General features: G+C 61.2%; 17 protein-coding genes and 1 pseudogene. 8 read left to right on the forward strand and 10 right to left on the reverse strand.

Going from position 1 to position 18,800, the window contains the following annotated elements; translation table 11 throughout:
- Positions 1-170: 170 nt before the first annotated feature.
- The 3 genes from OKW27_RS03020 to OKW27_RS03030 are packed head-to-tail and all read right to left on the reverse strand — an operon-like array spanning position 171 to position 3,225.
- Positions 171-605 (reverse strand): hypothetical protein, encoded by a 435-nt coding sequence (locus OKW27_RS03020; RefSeq protein ID WP_090811682.1) that lies wholly within the window; start codon positions 603-605, stop codon positions 171-173.
- Positions 605-2,563: an RICIN domain-containing protein gene (locus OKW27_RS03025; RefSeq protein WP_429332836.1), complete on the reverse strand. Its 1,959-nt coding sequence runs from the start codon at positions 2,561-2,563 to the stop codon at positions 605-607. The genes OKW27_RS03020 and OKW27_RS03025 overlap by 1 nt, the downstream gene beginning before the upstream one ends.
- A 17-nt stretch (positions 2,564-2,580) precedes the next feature.
- A complete protein-coding gene (locus OKW27_RS03030; protein WP_429332837.1) occupies positions 2,581-3,225 on the reverse strand; it encodes an SCO family protein in 645 nt (214 codons plus the stop codon).
- Positions 3,226-5,107: 1,882 nt separating this feature from the next.
- Between OKW27_RS03030 and OKW27_RS03035 the strand changes: the two genes are divergently transcribed.
- Positions 5,108-6,292: a glycosyl hydrolase gene (locus OKW27_RS03035; protein ID WP_429332494.1), complete on the forward strand. Its 1,185-nt coding sequence runs from the start codon at positions 5,108-5,110 to the stop codon at positions 6,290-6,292.
- A gap of 325 nt (positions 6,293-6,617) precedes the next feature.
- On the opposite strand, the gene OKW27_RS03040 is transcribed toward OKW27_RS03035, so the two are convergent.
- From OKW27_RS03040 to OKW27_RS03050, 3 genes are all read right to left on the reverse strand, one after another.
- The gene (locus tag OKW27_RS03040; RefSeq protein WP_429332495.1) at positions 6,618-6,770 is read right to left on the reverse strand and encodes a hypothetical protein; all 153 of its coding nucleotides are present in this window, start codon (positions 6,768-6,770) and stop codon (positions 6,618-6,620) included.
- Positions 6,771-6,906: 136 nt separating this feature from the next.
- Entirely contained in the window at positions 6,907-7,692 is a 786-nt protein-coding gene (locus tag OKW27_RS03045) for a COG4705 family protein (RefSeq protein ID WP_429332496.1), read from the reverse strand.
- 139 nt (positions 7,693-7,831) lie between these two features.
- The gene (locus tag OKW27_RS03050; protein ID WP_429332497.1) at positions 7,832-8,704 is read right to left on the reverse strand and encodes an endonuclease/exonuclease/phosphatase family protein; all 873 of its coding nucleotides are present in this window, start codon (positions 8,702-8,704) and stop codon (positions 7,832-7,834) included.
- A gap of 135 nt (positions 8,705-8,839) precedes the next feature.
- Here OKW27_RS03050 and OKW27_RS03055 point away from each other — a divergent pair.
- Positions 8,840-9,184 (forward strand): annotated as a pseudogene (locus tag OKW27_RS03055) (phosphatase PAP2 family protein); the annotation flags it as partial.
- Between the two features lie 62 nt (positions 9,185-9,246).
- Here the strand turns inward: OKW27_RS03055 and OKW27_RS03060 are convergent.
- Positions 9,247-10,146 (reverse strand): SDR family oxidoreductase, encoded by a 900-nt coding sequence (locus tag OKW27_RS03060; protein ID WP_429332498.1) that lies wholly within the window; start codon positions 10,144-10,146, stop codon positions 9,247-9,249.
- A 104-nt stretch (positions 10,147-10,250) separates the two neighbouring features.
- On the opposite strand from OKW27_RS03060, the gene OKW27_RS03065 reads away from it, so the two are divergent.
- Both OKW27_RS03065 and OKW27_RS03070 read left to right on the forward strand, forming a co-directional pair.
- On the forward strand, positions 10,251-11,108 hold the full coding sequence (locus tag OKW27_RS03065; protein ID WP_429332499.1) for a helix-turn-helix transcriptional regulator: 858 nt from the start codon (positions 10,251-10,253) through the stop codon (positions 11,106-11,108).
- A 425-nt stretch (positions 11,109-11,533) separates the two neighbouring features.
- On the forward strand, positions 11,534-12,547 hold the full coding sequence (locus tag OKW27_RS03070; protein WP_429332500.1) for a Gfo/Idh/MocA family protein: 1,014 nt from the start codon (positions 11,534-11,536) through the stop codon (positions 12,545-12,547).
- A gap of 97 nt (positions 12,548-12,644) precedes the next feature.
- On the opposite strand, the gene OKW27_RS03075 is transcribed toward OKW27_RS03070, so the two are convergent.
- The 3 genes from OKW27_RS03075 to OKW27_RS03085 all read right to left on the reverse strand — a co-directional run bounded on the left by OKW27_RS03075 (position 12,645) and on the right by OKW27_RS03085 (position 14,351).
- Positions 12,645-12,992, reverse strand: a complete 348-nt coding sequence (locus tag OKW27_RS03075) for a hypothetical protein (protein WP_090811698.1) — start codon at positions 12,990-12,992, stop codon at positions 12,645-12,647.
- A 139-nt stretch (positions 12,993-13,131) separates the two neighbouring features.
- Complete coding sequence (locus OKW27_RS03080) at positions 13,132-13,389, reverse strand: hypothetical protein (RefSeq protein ID WP_429332501.1); 258 nt, start codon at positions 13,387-13,389, stop codon at positions 13,132-13,134.
- Positions 13,390-13,646: 257 nt separating this feature from the next.
- On the reverse strand, positions 13,647-14,351 hold the full coding sequence (locus OKW27_RS03085) for a GntR family transcriptional regulator (RefSeq protein WP_184023359.1): 705 nt from the start codon (positions 14,349-14,351) through the stop codon (positions 13,647-13,649).
- A gap of 205 nt (positions 14,352-14,556) precedes the next feature.
- On the opposite strand from OKW27_RS03085, the gene OKW27_RS03090 reads away from it, so the two are divergent.
- The 4 genes from OKW27_RS03090 (at position 14,557) to OKW27_RS03105 (ending at position 18,762) form a co-directional block, all read left to right on the forward strand.
- Positions 14,557-15,831 (forward strand): glucarate dehydratase family protein, encoded by a 1,275-nt coding sequence (locus OKW27_RS03090; RefSeq protein ID WP_429332502.1) that lies wholly within the window; start codon positions 14,557-14,559, stop codon positions 15,829-15,831.
- Positions 15,832-15,902: 71 nt separating this feature from the next.
- On the forward strand, positions 15,903-17,231 hold the full coding sequence (locus tag OKW27_RS03095) for an MFS transporter (RefSeq protein WP_429332503.1): 1,329 nt from the start codon (positions 15,903-15,905) through the stop codon (positions 17,229-17,231).
- Between the two features lie 52 nt (positions 17,232-17,283).
- Positions 17,284-18,573 carry an MFS transporter gene (locus OKW27_RS03100; protein ID WP_429332504.1) on the forward strand — a complete coding sequence of 430 codons (1,290 nt, stop codon included), beginning with the start codon at positions 17,284-17,286 and terminating at the stop codon, positions 18,571-18,573.
- 66 nt (positions 18,574-18,639) lie between these two features.
- Positions 18,640-18,762 (forward strand): hypothetical protein, encoded by a 123-nt coding sequence (locus OKW27_RS03105; RefSeq protein WP_409259271.1) that lies wholly within the window; start codon positions 18,640-18,642, stop codon positions 18,760-18,762.
- The last annotated feature ends 38 nt before the right edge of the window (positions 18,763-18,800 follow it).

The following is an 18,800-nucleotide window of genomic DNA, read 5'->3' on the forward strand; positions in this document are numbered from 1 at the left end:
CGCACCTCCGTACGCTGCCGCACATTCGCGTTTTTCGCACCAACAAGGTCGTGCGCAATTGCGATGTCGCTATTTCGATCATTTCGAACAAGCGCCCGTATAGCGTGAAAACACCGACAAAAGCTGGTGGAGCAAACGGCGCCGAATTCGCGCAACCGCACGCAAAGGTGCTAGCGCTTCGTCACGAAATGCCAGAGCGCCGCACACTCGGTCTCGGATATCCGGTAGTGAGGCATGGCTTTGCGCAACATCACGTTGACCGGGTCGATGCCTTCCCTCAGCGCCCTGCAGAACGTTGCCTGATCGTAACTGCTCGCCGGACCGTCCCTTCGACTCTTCGCAGGAAACAGGTTGCCGGCGGTCAAGGGTGGTGCGAATGCGTCGCTCGAGCCGGTTTGCGAATGGCAGTTCGCACAACGCGTGGTCGAGCCGGGCAACAGACGATCGTCGTCGCGCAATTGCGCCTCAACCGAATGCTGCCCGTTGAAGATCGAACACCCGAGATCGTTCGACGCACAAAGCGGCGCGCCATGCGCGACATACGTGATGTTCGCCAGCGCCAGCGCCAGCGCACGCGCCGCGGTTCGCCGTGACCGTACCGCCATCACTGGATCTGCACCGTGCGCGAAACGCTCGGCACGCCCTTCGCGTTCAGGCCGAACAGCATGTAGTAGCCAGGCACGACGACACCCGGGTCAGAAGGAATATTGATCAGATATTCGCCCGCCGTTCCTACCGTGAAAGTCACGGGTACCCGCCGCTGCTCGTTGTTGACCGCGTGGGTCGACGAAGACATGCGCATCAACGCAAAGGCCGTGATGCCACTGCTGCCCGTTACGGCGATCGATGTCCCGAGCTGTGCCGTAGTGGGCGCGGCTGTGAGGGTCGGTCGTGTTGCTGCCGAGCCGTCCGCGTTGAGCAGGTACGGCGGCGTCAGTATTTCGAGGTTCGTATGGTTTGTCGAGCAGGTTCCGCACAGTCCACCGCCACCACTCAGTACGCGACCGTCCGACAACAGCAGTGCGATGCTGTGATAGTTACGCGGCACGGCTTGCGGCGGGAGCACCGAGAAAGTCTTGGTGGTAGGGTCCCACAACTCTGGCGCCAGCACGGCGGTGTCGTCCGAAAACGTTATCGGGTACGCCTCTCCACCAAGGACTACCACCTGACCGTTCGGCAAGACCACGCTGGTGTTGAAGGCGCGGCGGTAATTCATCGGCGTAAGCGTTTGCGTCACCGCGGTGCCGCTGCTGATGTCGATTAGGGTGGCGTCCGCAGTCGCGTTGGCATACTCGTAGCTCGGCGCACCGCCTACAGCCAGGATCTTGCCGATATCGTACATAACGGCGTTGCCGTTCATCGCATCGGTATCGCTGCCCCGGTTGCCGGCAGGCGTCACGTTGCCCGCGCCGGCGGTATCGAACCAGTGCATGGCAACGCTCGGACCGGCGTGGAAGACTCGCCCATTTGCCACCGCAAACAACCATGCATGATTGTCGGAGCGGAAAATGCCAGCCGCGTCATTCGTGAGGATGTAGTCGGCGAGAATGGCGCTATTGACCTGCCAACCCGTACTCGGTGACCAGGTTTCGCCGGTCTTGCCGCCCTCGCCTCCGTTCCACGAGCCGCCCACCAGGAATACGTTGCCATTGCTCAACGTTACGCTGCCGTGGTAGGCGCGCGGAATATTCATTAGAGGACCTGACGACCATTTTCCAGTCGAAGGCGTGTAGAAACTCGTCGCGTCGCTGCTCGAGCCACCAGTGACGTAAATACGGCCATCCGGAAGATTGACGATGCCCGGGCAGAACATATCGTGGCCGGTATTCGACACGAGAACCTGTTTGCTCGTGCCGGTAGTCGGGTTAAAGATTGCGGTGTATGTGTTGCCGGGGGTGACTTCGCCAGCCGTAAAGTCCAGCTTCTGGTCGGCGGACCACACTACCACGGTGCCATCGGGCAGATTCGCCGCAGCTGCCGGCACGATCGACAGGTTATAGGGTGTAGTCCACTTCGCCGGCAATGTTTTCGCGGTCATGCCGCTGATCTGCCACGTCTGCAGAGCGGTTCCGCTGCAAGGCTGCTGCGTGATCTGCGAGCCCTTCGCCGTGAGGCTGGCAGCAGCCAGACACAGGTGACTCTGCGACGCGACGATTGCAAAGCCGCCACCTTGCGGGATCAGCTGAAAGCTTTGATTCGCCTGGCCATTGCAGGTCCACTGGTCCGCCCCAGCGCCGGCGTCCGTGCTGACACCGTATATGTCGAGGCAAAGGTTGCTGTTGACGTTGACGAACTGATAAAGCCCGTTGTTCTGCGTCAGTGTCCAGTGCTGATTATTCCCGCCATTGCACGTCCACTCGATAACCGAGGCGCCAGGCGTCTTCGATTCGGCGTTCACGTCGGCGCACAAGGTCGTGCCGTTGACGGTGAGCGTGCTCGATGTCTGCGCGTCGGCAGCTGTGGAGAACATCGAAAGCGTCGCCATGAATGTGATCAGCAGCAACGCTTTCACGCACCCGTCGAACGATTGCGAGAGGATCCTAAACGATCGGTTTTGTGACATAGCCTCAGTCCAGTAGGTTACACACGCCCTAATGCGCCCAGTACATCGCAAATTTGATCCGCGCGAGGCAGGTCGTCACTTCGCCAGCGCAACATTGCGTTCGCATCGAAGCAGTAGATTTGGGTCGAGTGATCGGCAATGTTGCCGAGTGGCAGGGTGCTGCCCGAAAGCGCTCTGCGCATCCGGTCGACGTCCTGCAACGTCGGCGTGGCCGCCCGCCATTCGGGTCCGGCCTGGAAGCGCATGAGCCATGCGTGCAGCGCGGGCGGCGTGTCGGAAAGCGGATCGATTCCGATCGACACCAACTGAACGGGGTAGCGGTGCTGTAACTGCGATATCCGTTGCTGAACGGTGCTGAACAGCGCACCCTGCAAAGGACAAACTGAAGTGCATCCTGTGTAAATCGTCTGCAACGCAGTCACTTTCTGACGCAACAGGTCGGTTAGCAACCGTTTCTGGCCGCTTTGATCGACCAGCCAGAAGTCGTCGAGACGAATGGGCGGCGTGACGAGTCCTATGCTTGCGTGCTGCGCGTATAGCGGAAAAGAAACGCCGGCTAACGCCGCGGCCGATATGCCACGCAGCAGCGCGCGGCGCCTCGGACTTCGGACCGGCGCGCACGCACGCAACGCCGCGCGAGTCGGCGCATGTTGATGGAACATGACTATGATCTCCCGCAACGGGTAATGGCTCGCAGAACCATTCGTCGCCATCTTTTATTGCGTGTTACCCGCGCGATAATGCGCACGAGTCGCGCGACGGCTACGTTCGCTTTCTAATTGCGAATCAACGGCATTCGGGAGCGTAGCAGAGAACCTTCCGGAAAATGACAGCGTCCGGCCCGCGACTTGCTCCGCTTTGTGAGGTCGGCCACATAACAATGAAACTTCAAAGACTGGTTGTTTTAGAGAGCCCGAGCAAAACCCTATGTCGTCCTGAGATTCGTCGTGAGGCGGCGGAAATGGCGAAGTCGCGAAAATGGATTGCGCGCTCAAACGTGGCGGCAAGACGCGTCAGGCAGGCGGACCAGGTCGGCCCGGCCGAAGAGACTCGGCTGACCGTTACCGAACTGCCAAGCCCTGCTCCTACAACGAAGGCGTTGCCCAACAAGGCCTCAGCATCGGCGCGATGGCAAGTCCGCGATGGCGAATAGCAAGCAGCGCCGGTGTCCGGCGGCTTCGAGTTTCGCCGCGACCACGGCGAGCCATTGCGCGTGTTTCGCTGGCGATGATATGCAGGTTCCGCGCCGTTGGCTCCCGGCCGTCTCCTTGTTCCAAAGCACAAAGTCAAACCGTGGCAAAATTCGCATTCCGCGATTTATTTGATGCGACCGGTACGGCCCATATAAATGCCTCGGCAGCATTATTTTCTTTCTAAAACCATACCGAGACATTTAATTAGCATTTAATTAGGTCCCGAGCCATCCCGATAAGAACCATACATTGGCGGAAATTAAAGTGCCCCGACTGTCTAAAAGCGACAAGTAACAATTTTGTAACGGTTTTTTTGTTGCTTTGTGAATCTCGAACTCGGGCGCGAGAACGCCTCTGGATAAGCGTGGGAAGCGAGGAGGGACACGTTGCCGATGGCCTCACATAGCACAAATTTCGTTGTTACGCTTAGTTACGCCCGATGGCGCGAGATTTGTTCCATTTCTGTATCATTCGTATTCATCAGATTACTCAGGGAAAACCTTGTCGATTTTGATTCGATTGGAGAAACTTCGCAATTTGCGACGAATTACCGAATCTTCCGATTGAAAATGATGAAAGCGGGTTTTCAGTAGGTCGCATTAAATCTGAAGATTAAAACGCGATTAGTGCCCCACGCGAGTGCGGCAGCGGGCGGCGCTTGACAAAAGCCGGTCATTATTCAGTTGTACTTCGTGTTGTTGCGTATTTTTTCGTGGCGACGTCCTTATCACGCGAACGTTGTTCGTTTTAGCGGCAAGGTTCCATCGGCCTTGATAGACAGATGTCCTTTTCCAGCAGACTCTCTCCAAGACTGAAACCGTCATTTCGTCGGCTTCCCCAGATCGCAAAAACTGCTTCGGCGCTTGCATTCATCGCAGGCGTACTAAGCCTTGCAGGTTGTGGAGGTGAAACAGGCGATGATGGCAGCACCGCGTCCGTGACCGCCAACTCCCTCCCTGCCGACACAGTCGCGAACGCGGCTACAGATCCGTACAGCAACGGCGTAGTGCCCCCCGACAATGGCTCTCCGCCGGTTCAGGCGAACGGTCAGCCTTATAACCGCGCCCTGGTGCAACGGGCGGGACAAGGCGATTGAACCGTTTCGCGACGATCGATACGAAACCCGCCTATCCCGTGCAAGAGCATTTTCAATCGTGATGTCAGCGACCGTTGACTCACGCGTTTGACGTGTTTGCGTTACGTATGCCATCGCTTCAGGAACTGATGGTCATCGGCAAACGTAATTCCAACGTTCTCGGCCCATCCCCGGTCAGTAGCAATTTATAGCTAAGCCATGAAACTCAGACTCTACTCACTATTCGCCGTTTTAGCCCTGTTGTGCGGGCAATCGATGCCAGCGTTCTCCCAGACGACTTCGACCGCCGCCACCGCCCAGCAACTCGCGGCGCTGCAGCCGCCGCCCACCGGAAGCGGAAACGACCGTTTTGCAATGGACGTGAACTGCAATCTCTGGAGTGCGGATCAGACGGCGCTGAGCGAATGCTCAAAGGACCTGGATCTGATTGCCGGATTGGGCGTGGGTACGGTTCGCCTCGGCGTTTCGTGGGACTTCATGACGCTGGCCGACGGCAGCACGCTGGATCCCAACAAAGTGGCCTTTCTGAAGTCGCTTCTGAACGCCGCACGCACGCGCGGCATGAAGATTCTTTTCCAGGTGGGCATGTACGCGCCGTCTAGCGCATACCAATGCCCGGCCACCAAGAATCCGCCGAGCGCATCGTCACCGCGACTCGACTTCTGCGACGCGACGTTCACGAAGTATCTCGGCTCGCTCATGGACGTCGTTCTGCCCTTTACGGCTGACATCGAACTGTTCAATGAGACCAACTGGTCGTTCTCCGCTTCGGACCCGTCTTACGGCGATCCGAACGGTATCTCCGGATACATTCTGAATCGCAGCAAGACGCTCTATTCGGAAGCCAGGCAGATCCTGAACACGAAAAGCCAGTCGGGCTACAAAACGGTTCTGCACACTCAGGGCATCTCGTACTTCTACAACTCGGCGTACCCGAATAACGGCTGGAAACCGCCCGCGGGCAGCGAGCTGATCCAGGCGACCGACTACATCAAGGCAATGGGTAACAACACGAAGAGTGCTTCCAGCCCGTTGAACACCACGATCGATGTCGTCGACGTTCACCCCTACTTCGGCAGCGCCGAATACGACATGATGGTGCAGGCATTCATGACCACGGTGTCGAACCTCGTTAGCAGTGGCACGAAGCCGATCTGGCTGACCGAGACCAACAATGGCACCAACGGTACGGACGCCGGACAAACGGCCGCATTCAACCAGTTGAAGGTTCTGATGAACAACGGTTCAGTGGCAAAGGCGTTCTGGTATGTCGTGCGTAACGGCGATCCGAGCAATGGCGAAGGCGACGGCTATTCGATCTACGACTACAACCGTAACCTGATTCGTCCGCAGCTGGCAGCCGCGATTCAGGCCTACACGGCGACCATTCCGCGTTCGCAACGCTTCCTGTCCGGCTCTTACCTGACTGCGATCAAGTAAGCCTGCCTGCTGTAACCCATGAATGAACGGAGCGCGACTATCGCGCTCCTTCGTTTTTCCGGTTTGGCCGGGTTGACAGGACCGCATCCAGTTTGAGGGCGCAGCGAAATTCCCGAGGCCGAGCTTCGCGAGGATGAACTGGCACTGTGCCAATGCGTTGCGTCAAACTCGTCGCTGCCGTAGTCGAAGGAGCAGACACGGCAAACAACGCGGCGCCACCCGAGAGTCGAGAAACGCCCGGTCCTGATACGCCGTGCGTCCGGACGCGCACGCCAGCCGGCATATTCGCCCGACAGCGGACGAGTCCGCTCAGCGGCGTGTCTTTCTACTTTTCTTCGGCTTCGGTGAGCTGAGTGCGGCGCTCCAGAATGCGGAGGTCGCGCGTTTGGCTGCCGCTGTCGTTCTTACCCGCGCTGAGTTGGCGACGGTATTGGCGCCGCTTAACCACATGCTCAGGAACGGGTTCTTCTTCGTCCACGGATTCTTCATGTCGGCCTCGGACGTCGAGCGGGCGCGCTACCGATAGGTCGACGCGCTCGTTCTGCGCGTCGGTGTCGCGGCGAAAGCGGGCACGCAATGGCTATTCCCGAACATTCGTAGCCTCTTCGCGCCATCTACCGCATCGCTCGCCCAGCAGGACGTTGCGGTAAGAAAATCACGCAGAGCGCCATGAACGAAACCAGAATCACCGAAGCATAGAGTCGGCTGATCTCAAGCCCACCTTGAGAAATGGGTTTGTCGAGCAGGTCCCCCAAGGTCGCGCCTAGCGGACGCGTCAGGATGAACGCCGCCCAGAATATAGCGGTCCGTGACAGCCGCGACCAGTAATAAAGCGCACCGACGATCAGCAGCCCCTCACCGAAGATCAAAGCGCCGTACTCATAGCCAAGCCCCAGACCGCCTTCGTCCGATCCCGCCACCCAATCGCCCAAGGCCGTACCCAGTGTCTGCGAAAAGAGGATCGTCACCCAATAGAACCACTCGGCTTTGGGCGTGGTTACGCTCTGCACCGCCACCGTACCTTCCGATTTGTACCAGACGCCCAGGCTCGCAAGCAGAAGCGCGAAGACGATGACTACACCGCCCGGATAGCCGACTCCCACCGAACGATCGAAGAAGTCGGCCAGCGTGGTACCGAGCGTGGTCGTTGCAACGATGGTCGCCCAATAGAGCGAGGCATTGAACCGCTGCGCCCTGATCTGCCCTGCGACCAGCCCAATAAAAATAACCGCAAAAATCGCGGTGCCGATCAGATAACCCAATTTGAGCGACATGGTCACCCAATCGCCGCCCGTTTCGCCAAGCGTCGTGGCGGCGATTTTGATGATCCAGAAGCCCAGCGTGATCTGCGGGACTTTACTGAGTGCATGCGCGCGAGTTTGCGACGGGTTGCTATTCATGTGACGTGCTCACTATTCTCATGGCTTGAACATAGGCTCAACCATCGCAGAGCAACGCTTAACAGCACCTTAAGCATCCCACCGAATCACGCGGTCAGATTTTCCTGCGCCAATAACGGGGCGGTAACCCCGAGTCCCTTCAACGCAGTTCTAGCCACATCGGCTGATGATCGGACGAGCGGCTGTGCTGATCGACATCGCACGATGCAATGCGTGCGCTCAGGTCTGCCGTGACGAAAACGAAATCGCACGCGAATGCTCCGTCGGGCCATTGCTCGTGATCGTATAGGCCGACCGTCGCGGCACGCGGCTCGCCGGGGTGCGCGCGGGCCCACGCATCGACGAACGCCGGAGCGTCGGTGATCGGTTCGAGCATTCGGCAAAAGGCGGTGTCTTCGAATGCGCTGTTGAAGTCTCCGCACAAAATCGCGCTGACCGGGCGCGCCGTATCGGCAAACGGACTGTCCGGCTTCTCGCCACGCGCGGGAGCGCGCGCGTGAGCGCACGCCTCCTGATGCAACTCGCGCAGTCTCGCTACTTGTGCGAGCCGCTGTTTCTCCGAATAGAACTCGAGGTGTGTGGTGATGACACGAAGCGGACCGACGTCGGCTTCGAGCACCGCTTCGAGCGCGACGCGCAGCATCGACGGCTTGGCGGGGTCCGCGGGCCACGGCAGAGAATGGCGCAGCACCTGACGAACCGGCAAACGGGTCACGATGGCATTGCCGAACTGCCGCCGATGACGGCTCGCGCCCAACGAGGGCAGATCGGAGCCGATCGCATCGAGCACGGTCATCTCCGGCAGCAGAGCGGCAAGTTCGGCGAACTGATCGGACGATGGCGCGCCTTTCAGTCCGCCGGCCGCCGGTTCTTCGTTGAAGCCGCGCGTGACTTCCTGCAGACACAGGACGTCGAAGTCGCACAACGCGCGTGCTTCCCGCACGATCCGTCCGAGGTCGACGCGGCCGTCGACGCCGCATCCCCACTGAATGTTCCAGTCGACCAGTTTCATGACGGCCTCCTTGAAAGATCCGACTACAGTGTATCGCCGCATCCCCCTCATCCGCGACCGGCTCAATTTCTTTAGAAAACAACGAATAGCTTCGATTTATCCATCGAAACATATCTGTCCAACATACACCTCGGTGAGTTCGCGATGCTATGGATGGCGGTCGCCACCGGCATCTTCCTCATGTCGCGGCGCGTCGGCGTGCTGGCGCTTCTCTATACTGCGCTGTTCATTTGCCTTCCGCGCGCCTATCCCGGCTTTCACTATCCGACCGATTTGCTGGTTTGCGCCGCGGTGGGAATCGTGATTACATTGGTGATGACGCGGGATACGATCCGCGTACGCTACGCGACGCCGGTGCTGCGATGGACCGAACGCCACCCGGCGCCCGCAGCGACGCTGGCCTTTCTTCTGTGCCTCCAGCTCGTCACGCAGCTCGACGAATTGCGCAAGCTGGCGAGTGGCGTAATGAAACACCTATGATGGCGGCGATGGTTGGTCCAGGTTTGTTCTCGTGCGACGGCGGCTGACAGCGACAGCGAAAGCTACGTGGACACCTGAACGTAGCGCGCTTCGTTCAGATCCGCGAGAAGCGTCGGACCTGTCGGTCGCCAGCCCAAACGCGCCTGCGTCTGCGCGCTTGATGCCGGCATATCGAGCGCGGCGAACATCGCCATCCATCCGAAGTACGCCTGCGCCTCCTCGCGCGCGATCGAGACGACCGGCAACTTCAGGCCGTGTCCGAACGCCTCGGCGATCTCGCGGGCGCTAACGCCTTCTTCGCCGACCGCGTGATAGCGCGCACCGCGTTCGCCCCTCTCGATCGCGAGCCGGTACAGCCGCACGACATCCGACAGATGCCCCGCCGGCCAGCGGTTGCGTCCCTCCTCCACATAGGCGCACACGCCTTTGTCCCGCGCGATCTGGATGAGCGGCGTGATGAGGCCTTGCCGGTACGGGTTATGCACTTGCGGCAAGCGCATCACCGACACGTTGACGCCCGCCTCCAGCTGCACGTTGCCGGCCAGCTCCGAGCCGATGCGCGGGTTCGGGTGACTGGTGTTGAACACGTCTTCGGTGGCCGGCTGCCCGTGATCGCGGCTGCCGACGCCCGTGCCCGACGTGATCAGAAGCGGCCTATCCGTGCCGACCAGCGCCGAGCCCAGTGCAGCGATAGCACGCTTGTCCTTCTCGCAGTTCTCCACGAAGTGCGAGAAATCGTGGTCGAAAGCAAGGTGAACGACGGCGTCCGCCTTCGCGGCGCCGCTGCGCAGGCTGTCGGTGTCTTCGAGCGTGCCGCGATGGACCTGCGCACCGGCTGCGCTGAGCGCCTGCGCGCCCTGATCGGACCGGGTCATGCCGATGACCTGATGCCCGGCTTGGATAAGTTCGGGCACCAAAGCCGAGCCGATAAACCCGGTTGCGCCCGTCAGAAAGATTCGCATGGTCAAGTCTCCAGAATAGCCACCGACGCACTATGCGATCATTCACTATGCTATTGAAGTAGTGAGCTTATCCCGGTAAAGCGACTAACAGGTTAATCATCCCAGTGAACACTGCCCAAACCCTCGGGGACTTTCTGCGTAGTCGCCGCACGCGGCTCGATCCGGCCAGCTTCGGCTTCTCGGGCCGCAGGCGCACGCCCGGATTGCGCCGGGAAGAAGTGGCGCAGCGCGCGAATATCAGCTCGACCTGGTACACGTGGCTCGAGCAGGGCCGCGGCGGCGCGCCATCCGCCGCGGTGCTTGAGCGCATCTGCGCGGCGCTGATGCTGACGAATACCGAGCGCGAACATCTTTTCATGCTGGGCCTCGGACGCCCCCCGGAAGTGCGCTACCGGTCCACCGACGCAGTGGACCCGCGCTTACAGCGCGTGCTCGATTCACTCGATGCCAGCCCGTCGATCATCAAGACCGCGACGTGGGACGTCGTCGCGTGGAATCGCGCCGCAGCCGTCGTGCTGACCGACTACAGCGCGCTGCCGCCGGGCCAGCGCAACATCCTGCGTTTCCTGTTCGGCGATCCGGCCGTCCGGGCAAAACAGCACGACTGGGAGAGTGTCGCGCGCTTCGTCGTGGGGACGTTCCGAGCGGACGTTGCCCGCGCGGGGCTCGCTTCCGAGGTGGGCGATCTGGTCGACGATCTGTGTCGCGCGAGCCCGGACTTCGAACGCATGTGGCGCGAAAACCAGGTATTCGGCCACAGCGAAGGACAGCACGTTAAGCGCCTGCTGCATCCTGCGTTCGGGACCATCGAAATGGAGTATTCGCTGTTCGCCGTCGATGGTCGGCCAGACCTGAGCATGCTCGTGTACACGCCGCTCGACGCGCGAATCGCCACGCGCATCCGCAGTACCGTTTCATCGATCGATGAGAGTGCCAGCGCCGCGCCTTTGACCGCTGCGTGATCGGCTTTGACGCTCCACCGCGAGCGCGGCCGCCGGATCGCACTCAGGCGACTCCGCAATTGCTCGTGGAAACCAATGAGGTTGAAGCACCTTGGGGACGACTACCGAACTGCATCGTTCGGCCGGTTAATTGGCCGCACGGCATCGGACAAGCTTCGCGTAAGAATCACGACGACCGCCTCGCTGGCGGCAAGCAAGTTGGCGCGATCATTTATTGCCTCTCGGCAGGCACCTTCATGGATGCGAATGGCGACGGCGTCGGCGACTTCCAGGGCCTGCAGTGTTCGCCGCGTATCGCGGGTCGACACGGTTAAACTGATACGATCGCGTGCTTCTGGTCGTTCGCGGACTCACGCGACTTGTCGACTCACGCGAATGTTCAGCCTGCTCGATTCATCGGATACGCAATCGAATAAAGGGATGTCATGGCAAAGGATGAAATAGTCTGGGGAATTTTGGGCGCCGCAAAGATCAACGACAAGGTGGTCGTGCCCATGCACAACGCGCCGAAGTGTCGGGTGAAAGGCATCGCGTCACGCTCTCGGGAGAAGGCGCGGGAAGCCGCGGCCAGGTATGGTCTGGCTGTCGCATACGATAGTTACGAGGCGCTCCTCGCGGACCCGGAAATCGACGCGGTCTATATTCCATTACCCAATCATCTCCACGTGGAATGGACGATCAAATCGGTCGAGGCGGGCAAGCACGTCCTGTGTGAGAAGCCGATCAGCCTGGACGCTCAACAGGTTGAACGGCTGATCGCCGCGCGCGACAAGAACGGCCGATACATCCAGGAAGCGTTCATGGTTCGCACGCATCCGCAATGGTTGAAGGTGCGGACCTTGATCGACGAAGGCGCGATCGGCGAATTGCGGGCAGTGACCGGCGGTTTCACCTATCACAACACGAACGAAGACAATATCCGCAACAAGAGCGAGCTAGGTGGCGGCGGTCTGCTCGATATTGGTTGTTATCCGATCACGACGTCGCGCTTCACTATCGGGCGTGAGCCACGGCGCGTAGTTGCGCTGGTGGAGCAGGATCCCACCTTCAAAGTGGACCGGCTCGGCTCCGTGCTGATGGACTTCGATGGCGTGCAGGCGAGTTTCTTTTACTCGACTCAGACCTATCCGTACCAGCGGATGCAATTTCACGGTACCAAGGGGCGAATCGAAGTCGAAATTCCATTCAATGCACCAAACGATCGACCGACGCGCCTGCTAATCAGTGAGCACAATAGCGACGGTGTCGCGACTGATCGCTGGCTGGAGCTTGCGGTGTGTGATCAATATGGCGTAGCCGCCGCCACGTTCGCGGAGGCGATCCTGAGTGGGAGCCCGCAGGCTATTCCGCTAGAAGATGCGCGCGCGAATATGCGGGTGATCGATGCCGTGTTCCGCTCGGCTCAATCGGGCGCGTGGGAGAGCATCGCCCAAGGTTGACGTGCAACGCTGGCGCGAGCCGCGCTGTTCAACGCGCGGCAAGTGCCCAGTTGTCCGCATTCGCAAAGCCATAGACTATGGCGAGCGAAAGTGGTCCCTACCTGGCCGGCGCGGTGACATCGCAGTCGCCGCCGTGGGCACCGCTGCCGGTGTTTTTCAGCGTAAGCACGAGTCTGCTACCTCTGTTTGCCGTCATGATCTGACCATAGCTAACCGTGGGAATGAACTGGATATCCGGTGCCACCGCCACCGGGGGATTTCTCGCTCCGTCGACGGTCAGGTCGAGTTCCACGGTGATAGAGTCGATTGCAGCGCCCAGATCCTGCTTCCGGCTGGCCTGATCTTTGCGGAAATTGCACAGCCCCTGGAGAACCTGCTCGAGGGCAGTCGGGATATCGACCGGCTTGCCCGGTGCGATCGGAGGCGTGTTACAGCCGACGATCATGAACGGCAAGGTGCAAAGCGCTACGTATCGGCAGGCTCGCATCAGCTTCCCCGCTTGATCTGGTGGACGTGGTGTTTGCCATCCCCTGCTGTCGCTGGTTCAGTGCCCAGCTGGCGCACGCGAACGCAAACGCAAACGCTCAATACTTGATATTCCTGGCCGCCTCACGGCCGTTCTGCTTGGTTTGCCGCTTGTCCTGCCGGCACTGCGAATTGCTCTTCTGGTCCGTGGCCCGACACTCCTGCTTCGTGTGGCGGGAACCCTGGCGTGTCTCCTGGCGAACGTCACGTCCGGCGCGACGCTGCTGAGCCTGTTCGGTTGCCCAGGCGCTTCCCGCGCTAGCCATCACGGACACAGCCATGACCGCGACCGAGAACTCCCGGCTCCATGAAAACATGGCGACCTCCCTGACAGGTTGAATATGAGTATTCCGGCTTTGTACGAGGGTGCCACACGTGGCAGTCGCGTCAATCGGACCAAGGTCCTAGGGCTGTCGCGTCGTGCGCGATCCACCAGCCGCCGCGCTTCCGGTTCGATGAACATGAAAACGAGGATGCTGCGATCCGCTCAACGAAGCGGTACCCCACGCGGCCGCGAACGGCGGTCCATTCAGAATGACCGTGAACCAGCCGTAGCCAGCGAATCAGCGAACGCTCACTCGTCCGCCAAAAAATTCGGATGACTTGTGCGGATCTGATCGATCTGACTCAGCGTCCCCGACAGATGCTTGCGTAGCGCTGCCTGCGCCGCCTCGACATCGCCTTTGTCGATCGCATCGACGATCTCGGTGTGATCGCGCACGACCGCTATCGTCTTGCCCTCCACCGGCAGATTCAGGCGCCGCAGCCGGTCGATATGGCCGCTCAACCTACGCACCAGATCCCATAGCTGCGGCACGCCGGCCGCCTCGTACATCTGCCGATGAAACGCCTGATCGAGCAGCGAGAACTGCTCGTAGTTCTTCAGGTCGAGCAGTTCCGTTTGCCGCGCGATCGTCAGGCGCAGTTCAGCGATCAGCGTGGCGTCGCGCTGCTCCGCGAGCGTGCGCACCACTTCGAGTTCAATCGAGCGGCGCAGGAAATGCGCCTGCAGCGCGGACGTCACGTTGATCTGACTGACGACCGTCGCGTGCTGCGGATAGATGTCGACGAGACCTTCCTCGCCGAGCTTCATCAGCGCGTCGCGCACGGGCGTCTGGCTGAGTCCGTAGCGGTTCGCCAGCTCGGTGCGCGACAGCACCGTACCCGGCGTGAGTTCGAGGGAAAGGATCATTTCGCGCAGTCGTTCGAACACTTGCGGCGCGGCGTGGCGGGAGCGGTCGAGCCGGGTTACCGTCGACGAATGAGCGTGGTTTTTCATGGCAGAAACTGAAGCATGGAAGCAGGCGTGACCCGGCATGGCGGTCCGCTGAGGCACTAGTACTATAGCCGACGCGCGCCCCTTCCAGCGGGCTTGCGAGCGGAATTCCGCGAGAAGTGCAGATGGGTATTTACCCCAGTAACGCACTAATACATTAGTGCTTTACCATCCGTCCCATCAAACTCTTCTTATGCCGAATGCCATCATGACTCGCGACATCACCATCACGAAGGTGCGCATCACCCCGATCGCCTTCCGCGACGGCCCGCTGCTCAACGCCGCCGGAATCCACGAACCTTGGGCGCTGCGCGCCATCGTCGAGCTGGAGACGAGCGACGGCCGCGTCGGCATCTCCGAGACCTATGGCGACGAACCGATGCTGCGCGTGCTCGAACAGGCGAAGTCGCTGCTGACCGGCCTGTCGCCGTTCGACCTCAATCGCATGGAAGAGCGCGTGCGAGCGTCGATCAAGGCGAGCCCGGGCGCGGTCGAATTCGAACTCGCGCCCGGCTCGCATTCGGCGAAGAACGCGCCGAAAGTCATCAGCACGCTCGAAGTCGCGATGCTCGATCTGCAAGGGCAGATCGTCGGCGCGCCGGTCGTCGACCTGCTCGGCGGCAAGGTGCGCGACGCCGTGCCCTACAGCGCCTATCTGTTCTTCAAATACGCCGAGCACGTCGACAAGCCCTATGCGCCCGATGCCTGGGGCGAAGGCCTGAGCCCCGGGCAGATCGTCGCGCAGGCGCGTCGAATGATCGAGCTGTATGGCTTCCAGAGCATCAAGCTGAAGGGCGGCGTGTTCGAACCGGCACACGAAATCGCGTGCATGCGCGCGCTGCATCAGGCGTTCCCCGGCGTGCCGCTGCGCCTCGACCCGAACGCCAACTGGACGCTCGAAACGAGCATCGCGGCGGCACCGGAACTCGACGAGCTGCTCGAGTACTACGAAGACCCGTGCCCGGGTCTCGAAGGAATGGCCGAACTGGCGAAGCACACGCGCCTGCCGCTCGCGACCAACATGGTCATCACGACGATGGAAGATTTCCGGCGCGGCGCCGAGATGGGTTCGGTCAAGGTCCTGCTGTCGGATCACCACTACTGGGGCGGCCTGCGCGCGACGCAGACGCTCGCGCGCATGTGCAAGCTGTGGGATCTCGGCATGTCGATGCACTCGAACTCGCACCTCGGCATCAGCCTGATGGCGATGACGCACGTCGCGGCAAGCATCCCCAACCTGACCTATGCGTGCGACACGCATTACCCGTGGCAGGAGGAAGAAGTCATCAAGGGCGGCCGCGTGACGTTCGACGACGGCTCGGTGCGCGTGCCCACCACGCCGGGCCTCGGCGTCGAGCTCGACCGCGAGCGGCTCGCCGAACTGCATGCGCAGTATCTGTCGTGCGGCGTGCGCAATCGCGATGACCTCTCGCAGATGCGCAAGTACGAGCCGGGCTTCACCGGCAAGAATCCGCGCTTTTAACTCCCGCTTCCAATCCGCGCCTACGAGCCCTGCGACGCGCAACGCGCGTCGCCGTCGAAGGAGACAACCCCATGAGTAGCCCGATTGCCGACACGGCGCGGCCCGAGCGCGCCGGCGCGCTGGCGAGCGCGGTGCGCAAGATCAAATGGCGCGTGCTGCCGCTGTTCGTCGTGATGTTCATCGTCAACTACATCGATCGCGTGAACATCGGCTTCGTGCGCCAGCATCTGAGCGCCGATCTGGGCATCGGGGCGGCGGCCTATGGGCTCGGCGCGGGGCTCTTCTTCATCAGCTACGCGATCTTCGAAGTGCCGTCGAACATCCTGCTGCAGCGCTACGGCGCGAAGCTGTGGCTCGCGCGCATCATGCTCACGTGGGGGCTGGCCGCGGCCGGCATGGCGTTCGTGCGCGGCGAGACGTCGTTCTATGTGATGCGGCTCCTGCTCGGCGCGGCCGAAGCGGGCTTCTTTCCCGGCGTCATCTACTACTTCACGCAATGGCTGCCGAGCAACGAGCGCGGCAAGGCGATGGCGATCTTCCTGAGCGGCTCGGCGCTCGCGTCGGTACTGTCCGGGCCGATCTCCGGCGGGCTGATGCTGATCGAAGGCGCGGGGCTGCGCGGCTGGCAGTGGATGTTCATCATCGAAGGCATGTTCTCGGTCGTGCTCGCGGGCTTCATCCTGCTGTGGCTCGACTCGAAGCCGCGCGACGCCGCCTGGCTCACCCGCGCCGAGCAGGACGCCTTGCTCGATGCGGTCGACGAAGAGCAACGCCTGCGCGCCGCCGCGCACCCGGTCAAGCCATCGATAGGCGCGCTGCTGCGCGATCCGCAAATCCTGATCTTTTGCCTGATCTACTTCGCGGTATCGCTGACCATCTACGGCGCGACCTTCTGGCTGCCCAGCATCATCCGCAAGATGGGCCATTTCAACGATTTCCAGGTCGGCCTGTACAACTCGATTCCGTGGCTGATCTCGATCGCGGCGATGTATCTGTTCGCGATGCTCGCGGCGCGCTTCAAGTTCCAGCAGGCGTGGGTCGCGTGCGCGCTGCTGATCGCCGCGCTCGGCATGTATGCGGCCGGCCAGGGCGGCCCGGTGTTTTCGTTCGTCGCGATCTGCTTTGCGGCGATCGGCTTCAAGGCCGCCTCGTCACTGTTCTGGGTGATCCCGCAGGGCTATCTCGACGCGCGGATTTCCGCCGCGGTGCTGGCGCTGATCAACTCGATCGGCAACCTCGGCGGCTTTGTCGCGCCAGCGGCCTTCGGCTTCCTCGAACAGAAGACCGGCTCGATCGAGGGCGGCCTCACTGGACTCGCGGTGATGTCGGTGGTGGCCGCCGGGGTCGTGTTCTTCTCCCGCATGAGCCCGCGCGAAGGAGTGCCCGCCTCCGCGCATTGACTGCATCGAACAACCGTATAGACACCATTTGCAGAAACCTTAAGGAGACACGATGAAAACGATAGAAGCCACGACGGCCGCCGCACGCACGGCCGTCGGACGATACCGATGGACCATCTGCGCGATGATCTTCGCCGCGACGACGATCAACTACATGGATCGTCAGATGCTCGGGCTGCTCGCGCCGCTGCTGCAAAAGGATATCGGCTGGAGCCAGGTGCAGTACGCGCAGACCGTGATGGTGTTTACGGTCGCCTATGCGGTGGGTCTCGCGATCTTCGGCCGCATCGCGGATCGCGTCAGCACGAAGAAGGTCTACGGCAGCGCGATGGCGCTGTGGAGTCTCGCGGCGATGCTCCACGCGGTGGCATCGACCGTGCCGGGCTTCGCGGCCGTGCGCGGTCTGCTCGGCTTCAGCGAGGCGGCCAATTTTCCGGTTGCGATCCGCACTACCGCCACGTGGTTTCCGAAGAAGGAACGCGCGCTAGCGACGGGCTTCTGGAACATGGGCGCGACGATCGGCGGCATCGTGGCGCCGGCCTTCGTGCCGATCGCTGCCGTGACGTGGGGCTGGCGCGCGACGTTCATCGCGGGCGGCGCGACCGGTTTCATCTGGCTGGCGGTGTGGATGCTCGTTTATCGGCAGCCTTCGGAGCATCCGTCGGTGTCGAAGGAAGAACTCGACTACATCAATGCGGATCGCGAGGAAGTCGTCGAGCAGAAAGTCGGCTGGTTGTCGGTGCTCAAGTACCGCGAAACGTGGGCGTTCGTCTTCGGCAAGCTGCTGACCGATCCGGTGTGGTGGTTCTATCTGTTCTGGCTGCCCAAGTGGCTCAATGAGTCGCGCCATATCGACATCGGCAACATGGGCCTGCCGCTGATCGCTATCTATACGATGTCATCGGTCGGCAGCGTGGCGGGTGGCTGGCTGTCGTCGCGTTTGATGGCCCGCACCAACAGGCCGAATTTCGCGCGCAAGCTCACGATGCTCATTTGTGCATTGTGCGTGGTGCCGATCGCAACGTTGTCGTATTTCCAGAGCCTGTGGTGGGCGGTCTTCGCCGTTGGTCTCGCGGCAGCGGCGCACCAGGGCTGGTCGGCGAACCTAGTCACCATCGTCGGCGACGTGTTTCCGAAGCGGCTGGTCGGCACGGTGGTCGGTATCGGCGGCGTGGCGGGGATGGTCGGTTCGTTCTTCTTTTCCGGCGTGATCGGCGAGACCTTGCAGCGCACCGGGCAGTATTGGGCGCTCTTTACGGTCGGCGCGTCGGCGTATCTGGTTGCGCTGGGCATCATTCATCTGTTGATGCCGCGGATGACGGCGGTGAAGTTGCGCGATTGAAGTGCCGCTGGCGGGTGAAAGGGCGACGGGACGTGGCACGGATAACTGGCGTCCCCCGCCCTTGCAATGATGCTTCCTGCCGAACTTTTGGAGCGCGAGCGCAACGAAGAAGTGTCAGAAGCAACGGGCGAGCATCTGTTGCATACTCTCAACGCGCTATCCCGCATCAGCGAAATCCTTGAATCCTGAGACTTCGCTCGCCCCAACGCCATCGCCACGAGAGCCGT

Source organism: Paraburkholderia sp. 35.1, assembly GCF_050436525.1.
GTDB classification, from domain to species: domain Bacteria; phylum Pseudomonadota; class Gammaproteobacteria; order Burkholderiales; family Burkholderiaceae; genus Paraburkholderia; species Paraburkholderia tuberum.

Bases quoted from the DNA above. Each gene is read 5' to 3' on its own strand.
- OKW27_RS03075 (WP_090811698.1), bottom strand. From the start codon at position 12,992: ATGATCGTCGGCTGTAACACGCCTCCGATCGCACCGGGCAAGCCGGTC.
- OKW27_RS03070 (WP_429332500.1), top strand. From the start codon at position 11,534: ATGGCAAAGGATGAAATAGTCTGGGGAATTTTGGGCGCCGCAAAGATC.
- OKW27_RS03030 (WP_429332837.1), bottom strand. From the start codon at position 3,225: ATGTTCCATCAACATGCGCCGACTCGCGCGGCGTTGCGTGCGTGCGCG.
- OKW27_RS03045 (WP_429332496.1), bottom strand. From the start codon at position 7,692: ATGAATAGCAACCCGTCGCAAACTCGCGCGCATGCACTCAGTAAAGTC.
- OKW27_RS03085 (WP_184023359.1), bottom strand. From the start codon at position 14,351: ATGAAAAACCACGCTCATTCGTCGACGGTAACCCGGCTCGACCGCTCC.
- OKW27_RS03035 (WP_429332494.1), top strand. From the start codon at position 5,108: ATGCCAGCGTTCTCCCAGACGACTTCGACCGCCGCCACCGCCCAGCAA.
- OKW27_RS03090 (WP_429332502.1), top strand. From the start codon at position 14,557: ATGACTCGCGACATCACCATCACGAAGGTGCGCATCACCCCGATCGCC.
- OKW27_RS03105 (WP_409259271.1), top strand. From the start codon at position 18,640: ATGATGCTTCCTGCCGAACTTTTGGAGCGCGAGCGCAACGAAGAAGTG.
- OKW27_RS03025 (WP_429332836.1), bottom strand. From the start codon at position 2,563: ATGTCACAAAACCGATCGTTTAGGATCCTCTCGCAATCGTTCGACGGG.
- OKW27_RS03080 (WP_429332501.1), bottom strand. From the start codon at position 13,389: ATGTTTTCATGGAGCCGGGAGTTCTCGGTCGCGGTCATGGCTGTGTCC.
- OKW27_RS03050 (WP_429332497.1), bottom strand. From the start codon at position 8,704: ATGAAACTGGTCGACTGGAACATTCAGTGGGGATGCGGCGTCGACGGC.
- OKW27_RS03100 (WP_429332504.1), top strand. From the start codon at position 17,284: ATGAAAACGATAGAAGCCACGACGGCCGCCGCACGCACGGCCGTCGGA.
- OKW27_RS03060 (WP_429332498.1), bottom strand. From the start codon at position 10,146: ATGCGAATCTTTCTGACGGGCGCAACCGGGTTTATCGGCTCGGCTTTG.
- OKW27_RS03020 (WP_090811682.1), bottom strand. From the start codon at position 605: ATGGCGGTACGGTCACGGCGAACCGCGGCGCGTGCGCTGGCGCTGGCG.
- OKW27_RS03095 (WP_429332503.1), top strand. From the start codon at position 15,903: ATGAGTAGCCCGATTGCCGACACGGCGCGGCCCGAGCGCGCCGGCGCG.